A 6387-nucleotide genomic window follows, 5' to 3' on the forward strand; every position below is an offset into this window, starting at 1 on the left:
AAAGTCTGAAAGTTGAAAGTTGAAAGTTGATTATAGGGGTTATTTCTTGCTTTGTGGGGTATTTATTGATGAGTTTGGGGGTATTTTGGGGTATAAGGTGTATGGGAGGATGGTGATTTATTTTTGCTTAGTGCCTTTGAGGGTAGTTTTAGATTAGCGGTAGAGTTGGGGTTTTTTTATTGACACGAAGGGCACGAATTTAACGAATGAGCACGATGAAGAAAAGACCCCGGATCGTCTTTGCGAGGAGTGAAACGACGAAGCAATCCATCTGCGCATCTGCTACGATGGATAAATCTTCAGGTCTAGTGGCAATTTTGAGATCGCCGCATCAGTACCTCACTCGCGAGGACGGTGGAGGAAACCCCCTGAACCCCCCAAACGTCCAACTTGTCCTGGCGTAGTTCCGTAGGAACGGAGACGGGACATCCAAACCTTTAAATCAAATCAGCGATATCCACAGTATCAGTATTTTCAAGCGTTATATCTGCAGTACCGGATTCATAGGAAATATCTACTCCGGGGAAATGCTTAAGCAACCCCTTGTCAGCCTTTTGGTAAAGCCCCTTTTCATCTTGCTCCAGACAACGCTCAAGTGGTGTATTCACAAAGATCTCTTTATAAGTCTGCGACCCGATGATCTCTTTAACCTGGAGACGAGTCTCCCGATCCGGTGAGATAAAAACAGCAATTACTATCAATCCCTGGTCATTCAAAAGCTTGGCCATTTCTGCGACCCGTCTGAGATTCTCATCACGATCTGCCTTATCGAAACCAAGCTCACGGTTTAATCCGGATCGTAATTTAGCCCCATCCAAAACAACGACTGTTTTACCCTGATCAAAAAGCGCCCTTTCCAACTCGTAAGCCAACTCATTTTTTCCTGAAGCATGTAAACCGGTGATCCAATAGGTCAAGGGTTGTTGTCCGAATTGTTGTTGACGTTCAGCACGGGTTATTAGACTTCTATCGATCTCTGCACCATGCTGGTAAGCGATTTTGGAAGGCAATGTCTCAGAGCTGACCCGATCAATGATCATGCCTACTGCAACTGTATTGTTGGTCAATGGATCAATGAGAATAAAGCTGCCAGTCTGACGATTCTTACGATAGCTGTCAAATAATAATGGTCTTGAAGATGTGATGACAACTCGACCGATCTCATTCAGTTGAAACTCAGATTTTTCGGATCGATGCAAGGTATTGACATCAATTATATAACGAATTGTATCTATTCTGGCTTTGGTCTTCTGTGTCGTGTGCTTGATAATGAATTGTTGATTCGTGTCAAGGGGAGCTTCATCCATCCAAACCAACATGGCTTCAAAATGACGTTCCACCTGGGGTTGATTATTCCGACGAACCAGCATATCTCCCCGACTGATATCGATCTCATCCTCCAGGGTCAGCATGATACTCTGGGGCGGGAAAGCAAACTTTACCTCTTGGCCCATTGACTCCATCGATTTGACAGTACTGGATTTCCCCGACGGCAGGACAATCACTTCATCGCCCTTGCGGAGGATTCCAGAGGACAGACGTCCGGCAAAACCTCGGAAATTCAAGTTGGGTCGTGAGACATATTGAATGGGAAACCTGAAATCGACAAAATTTCGATCAGCTGAGATGGGAATAGTCTCCAGCAAGTTCATGATACTAGGACCGTGATGCCAGGACATGTTCTCACCTGGGTCAACAATATTGTCACCTTTCAAGGCCGAAAGGGGTACAAACTGGATGTCTGGGATATCCAACCGCGTGGTAAATTCCAGATAGTCATCTCGAATCGCTTCAAACACCCCCTGGTCATACTCTACCAGATCCATTTTATTCACTGCCACGATCACGTGCTTAATACCCAGAAGTGAGATCAAAAATGAATGACGCCTGGTCTGGGTAATCACACCTTTACGGGCATCGATGAGAATGATGGCCAGGTGGGCTGTGGAAGCACCCGTGACCATATTGCGTGTATATTGCTCGTGTCCCGGCGTATCCGCAATGATGAATTTACGCTTTGAAGTGGAGAAATATCGATACGCCACATCAATGGTTATCCCCTGCTCACGCTCAGCCTTCAGCCCATCCAGCAAAAGAGCGTAATCAATTTCTTCACCGGCATTCCCCACCCGTTTTGAATCCCGCTCCAGAGTGGCCAACTGATCATCATACAGTTTTTTTGAATCATGAAGCAAACGACCGATGAGGGTTGATTTTCCGTCATCCACAGAGCCAGCTGTGAGGAGGCGGAGGAGGTCTTTTCTTTCATCTTGGGCGAGAAAATCTTCGATTCCTTGGGTTTGGAGGTTTGGAAGTTTGGAGGTTTGGAGGTTATTTGTAGCCATAGTATTCACAGATTCCATTAAGAATTTAATTTTAGGTAATTGCGTAATTTATATAACATTGCTTGGATCTTTTCAAGGTCATCAATAATGTCAGTTGATGAGAGATACTCCAATTTTTTAGCAATAATGATTTGTGTTTCAAGCTCAGATAATGAACCAAGACTAATATTAATAAATCGAACATACTCTTTATTGCTACCACGTGATGCCCCCTCAGCAATATTGCTAGGAATTGAGACTGCAGATCGTCTCATCTGAGAAACGAGTCCGTATCGCTCAGAATCAGGAAAATCGCTAGTCAGCAAGTAGATTCTTGTAACAAATTCTATGGAATCCTTCCAAACATCGAGCTCTTTATGAGTTGCCATTATCCCTAGATTCCTTAGCTAAAACCAACATCCCAACTTCCCAAACTTCCCAACCTCCAAACTTCCAAACTTCCAAATTAAAAATACCCCTCCCGCTTCTTCTGCTCCATAGATCCATCTTGATCAAAATCGATCACTCTGGTGGTACGTTCGGATCTGGTTTCGGTCATCATTTCTTCGATGATCTTCTCAATAGTATCTGCTTCGGACTCTACAGCTCCGGTGAGAGGGTAGCAGCCCAGGGTTCTGAAGCGAACGGTGCGTATTTTTTTGCGAGCGGCCACATCTGCCGGCATGCGGTCATCATCTACCAGTATGAGCTGACCATCCAGATCCACTACTTCACGGGGTTTGGCAAAATAGAGCGGAACAATGGGAATCTGCTCATGTCGAATATACTGCCATACATCCAATTCGGTCCAATTTGAGATCGGGAAGACCCTAATGCTCTCGCCTCTACGGACTTCAGTATTGTATAGATTCCATAGCTCAGGACGTTGATTTTTAGGATCCCATTGATGAAAGCTATCTCGAAATGAGAAAATTCGTTCTTTAGCACGAGACTTTTCTTCGTCCCGGCGAGCACCTCCGAAGGCCGCATCGAATCGATGCTGATCCAATGCTTTGAGCAAAGCCTGAGTTTTCATGGTATCTGTGTGAATCTTGCTACCATGGGTAAACGGACCTATTCCGTTTTTTACACCTTCTTCATTCTTATAAACGATGAGATCAATTTTATTATCGGAGCAAAAAGTATCTCTAAAGGCGATCATTTCTTTGAACTTCCAGTGCGAATCAACATGCAACAGGGGGAAAGGAATCTTGCCGGGTGCGAAGGCTTTCTGGGCCAGCTTCACCATGACCGAGGAGTCTTTACCTATGGAATACATCATAACCGGGTTTTCGAACTCCGAAGCCACTTCCCGGATAATGTGAATACTCTCAGACTCCAATTCCTGAAGGTTTGTCAATTTGTAAGATTCAGTCGATTTCATACAATACCAATATCAAATTATTTCTTTCATTCGGTGTGTCTCTCATTACTGCATATTAACCGGGGAAAGCGTGAGTTGAAACTATTGATTGCAGGTGATTTCTGGCCCCCAGGATCTTCCTTTTTTTGCGAGGAGTGTAACGACGAAGCAATCCATCTGCGCCTCTGCTACGATGGATAAATCTTCAGGTCTAGTGGCAATTTTGAGATCGCCGCATCAGTACCTCACATGAAGACGGGACTTATAAGTGTTTCACCAAAAATACTAACGTCTAAATAATCGCCTTATCCTTCAGGAATTCCAATAGCTGATCAACACCCGACTTAATACTTTGAGTTGAATTGGAAATGACCAGATCGGGCTGCTTTGGAACTTCATAAGGTGAGTCCAAACCCGTGAATTCCTTAAGCTCACCCGCTCGTGCTTTTTTATACAAACCCTTCGGGTCACGTTGTTCTGCAATATCAAAATCGACCTGGATATAGATCTCATAAAAATGATGCGGGGCAACAATGCTTTTTGCCCGATCCCGCTCCTGCTGGAAAGGTGAAATAAAGGAGGTCAACACGATAAACCCTGATTCGGCAAATAACCGGGACACCTCAGCTACTCGACGGAGATTTTCAATACGATCCTCGGCGCTAAATCCAAGACCAGCATTAAGCCCCTGGCGGACATTGTCGCCATCAAGAACGGTGACCTGACAACCCAGACGAAACAATTTTTCTTGAAGCGCCATGGCTAGTGTGGATTTCCCGGATCCGGAGAGACCGGTAAACCAGAGGACAGCAGCTTTATGACCATTTTTAACTTCGCGCTCAGTCAAAGTGATTGACTGTGGGTGTTGGGTTAGGTTTGTCATATTAGTAATTCCCGTGGGATGTTATGAGTTTGGTGAGTTTAATGGGTTAATGGGTTAATGGGTTAAGTGGGTTAAGTGAGTTTGATGAGTTAATTTGCATTATTGGGTGGCCTGAATCAAGACTGGGTGGGTTTGTGATTGTGTATTCCTGTTGTTTCAGTTTTGTTCTAATCCCAGGGTTGATAAAGCAGGTAATAATAGATCCTTTTCAGATAATAAGTGCTCCATTTTTGGCAACGGCCAGGGAATATTCAAATCAGGATCATAGGGATAAATCCCGCCATCCGCTTCGGCGCAATAAAAAGCGTCCGTTTTGTACTGGACAATGGCCCTATCACTGATCACAATAAATCCATGAGCAAAACCGGCGGGAATGAAGAATTGACGGTGATTCTCAGCACTTAACTCAGCAAATACATATTGCTTGAATGTGGGTGAATCCTGTCGCAGATCTATGGCTACATCCCAGACAGTTCCAAGGGCAACTCTGACCAGCTTTGCCTGAGCATGAGGTGCCCGCTGAAAATGCAGTCCCCTGATAACACCTTTTTTGGAAAGAGATTCATTGGATTGAACAAACCGGACACCTGGCAAAAATTCTTCAAAATCCCGCTGATTATGGTTCTCTTTAAAATAGCCCCGGTCATCGTTATAGACTGTTGGCTCAATTAATAGAACGTCAGGGATTTGTTGTGGGGTTACTTTAAATTTCATGGATCAGTCCAAAGTCAAAGGTCTTAAAGTCGAAGGTAGTCATGGGAAATTCCTTGCTTAATGGCGTAAATGTTTAGTTAGAGCGGCAATCCCTTTAGAAATATTCACAGCCTTTTCTCGTAATTTTGCTGAATCGGTGGAGGCAATATACTCTAAGTCTTCTGCCAAATAAAGCATGCTACGGACTTCGCCACAAGAGACCTTGGCAATATCAAGAAATCGAGCAAAGTCTTTATCAGAGGAACGTTCAAAGCCTTCGGCAATGTTATTCATAATCGAAACAGCTGCTGTCTGGATCTGATCTCGAAAGCCCCAATCTTTAGCTACATTTGCACTTTTACCTACACATGTATAGACCTCCCGAACTAACACTCTAGCCTCTTGCCAGATTCGTAGATCTTCGAAATTAGAGACTTTTGACATTCAGACTTTCGACTACAAGTTTTCAATATCAGCAATCTTCAGGCCTTGGCGGCGCTCCAGCGTTTGGACAAACTGAGAGGCTTCCATCAGGGAGTCAAAAGTGCCTGTGTCCAGCCAGGCAAAACCACGTTGCATGATCTGAACCTGCAGGTCCCCGGCTTCCAGATAATGTTGATTGACTGATGTGATCTCCAGTTCACCTCGGGCTGATGGCTTTATATTTTTTGCCACGTCAACCACTGAATTGGGGTAAAAATAGAGACCAACCACAGCATAATTACTTTTAGGGTCTGCCGGTTTTTCTTCGATGGATAAAGCTTTTCCAGATTCTTCAAATTCTACCACACCATAACGTTGAGGGTCTTCAACATGATAGGCAAAAACCACTGCATCACCCTCGTCAGCTACGATCCGGGTGCTTTCCTTGAGCATATCGATGAGACCATGGCCAAAGAAGATATTGTCTCCCAGGATCAGACAGACATCATCGTCGTCGATAAATTCTTCACCTAAAATAAAGGCTTGAGCTAATCCGTCAGGACTTGGCTGCACTACATATGAAAATGTCGCGTTAAAACGACTGCCATCGCCTAGAAGCTGTTCAAATCGTGGGAGATCTTCAGGTGTTGAGATGATCAATATCTCATGAATCCCAGCCAACAGTAGCGTTGATAAGGGAT

The 6387-nt window shown here is 44.3% G+C and carries 7 protein-coding genes; all 7 read right to left on the reverse strand.

The annotated features are described in order from the left end of the window. Positions 1–437: 437 nt before the first annotated feature. Positions 438–2345 (reverse strand): sulfate adenylyltransferase subunit CysN, encoded by a 1908-nt coding sequence (gene cysN, locus U9Q77_00285; GenBank protein MEA3285798.1) that lies wholly within the window; start codon positions 2343–2345, stop codon positions 438–440. A 17-nt stretch (positions 2346–2362) separates the two neighbouring features. Then, positions 2363–2713 carry a four helix bundle protein gene (locus tag U9Q77_00290; GenBank protein ID MEA3285799.1) on the reverse strand — a complete coding sequence of 117 codons (351 nt, stop codon included), beginning with the start codon at positions 2711–2713 and terminating at the stop codon, positions 2363–2365. 77 nt (positions 2714–2790) lie between these two features. Continuing rightward, positions 2791–3708 (reverse strand): sulfate adenylyltransferase subunit CysD, encoded by a 918-nt coding sequence (gene cysD, locus U9Q77_00295; GenBank protein ID MEA3285800.1) that lies wholly within the window; start codon positions 3706–3708, stop codon positions 2791–2793. A gap of 271 nt (positions 3709–3979) precedes the next feature. Then, a complete protein-coding gene (gene cysC / locus U9Q77_00300; GenBank protein MEA3285801.1) occupies positions 3980–4579 on the reverse strand; it encodes an adenylyl-sulfate kinase in 600 nt (199 codons plus the stop codon). Between the two features lie 147 nt (positions 4580–4726). Beyond that, positions 4727–5284 carry a dTDP-4-dehydrorhamnose 3,5-epimerase gene (gene rfbC, locus U9Q77_00305; GenBank protein ID MEA3285802.1) on the reverse strand — a complete coding sequence of 186 codons (558 nt, stop codon included), beginning with the start codon at positions 5282–5284 and terminating at the stop codon, positions 4727–4729. Positions 5285–5341: 57 nt separating this feature from the next. Continuing rightward, positions 5342–5707 carry a four helix bundle protein gene (locus U9Q77_00310; GenBank protein MEA3285803.1) on the reverse strand — a complete coding sequence of 122 codons (366 nt, stop codon included), beginning with the start codon at positions 5705–5707 and terminating at the stop codon, positions 5342–5344. Between the two features lie 12 nt (positions 5708–5719). Further along, positions 5720–6387: sugar phosphate nucleotidyltransferase (locus U9Q77_00315; GenBank protein ID MEA3285804.1), on the reverse strand; the 668-nt coding region annotated here is incomplete at its 5' end.

It is taken from the genome of Candidatus Neomarinimicrobiota bacterium, from assembly GCA_034716895.1.
Classification (GTDB): Bacteria; Fidelibacterota; UBA8477; order UBA8477; family JABMPR01; genus JABMPR01.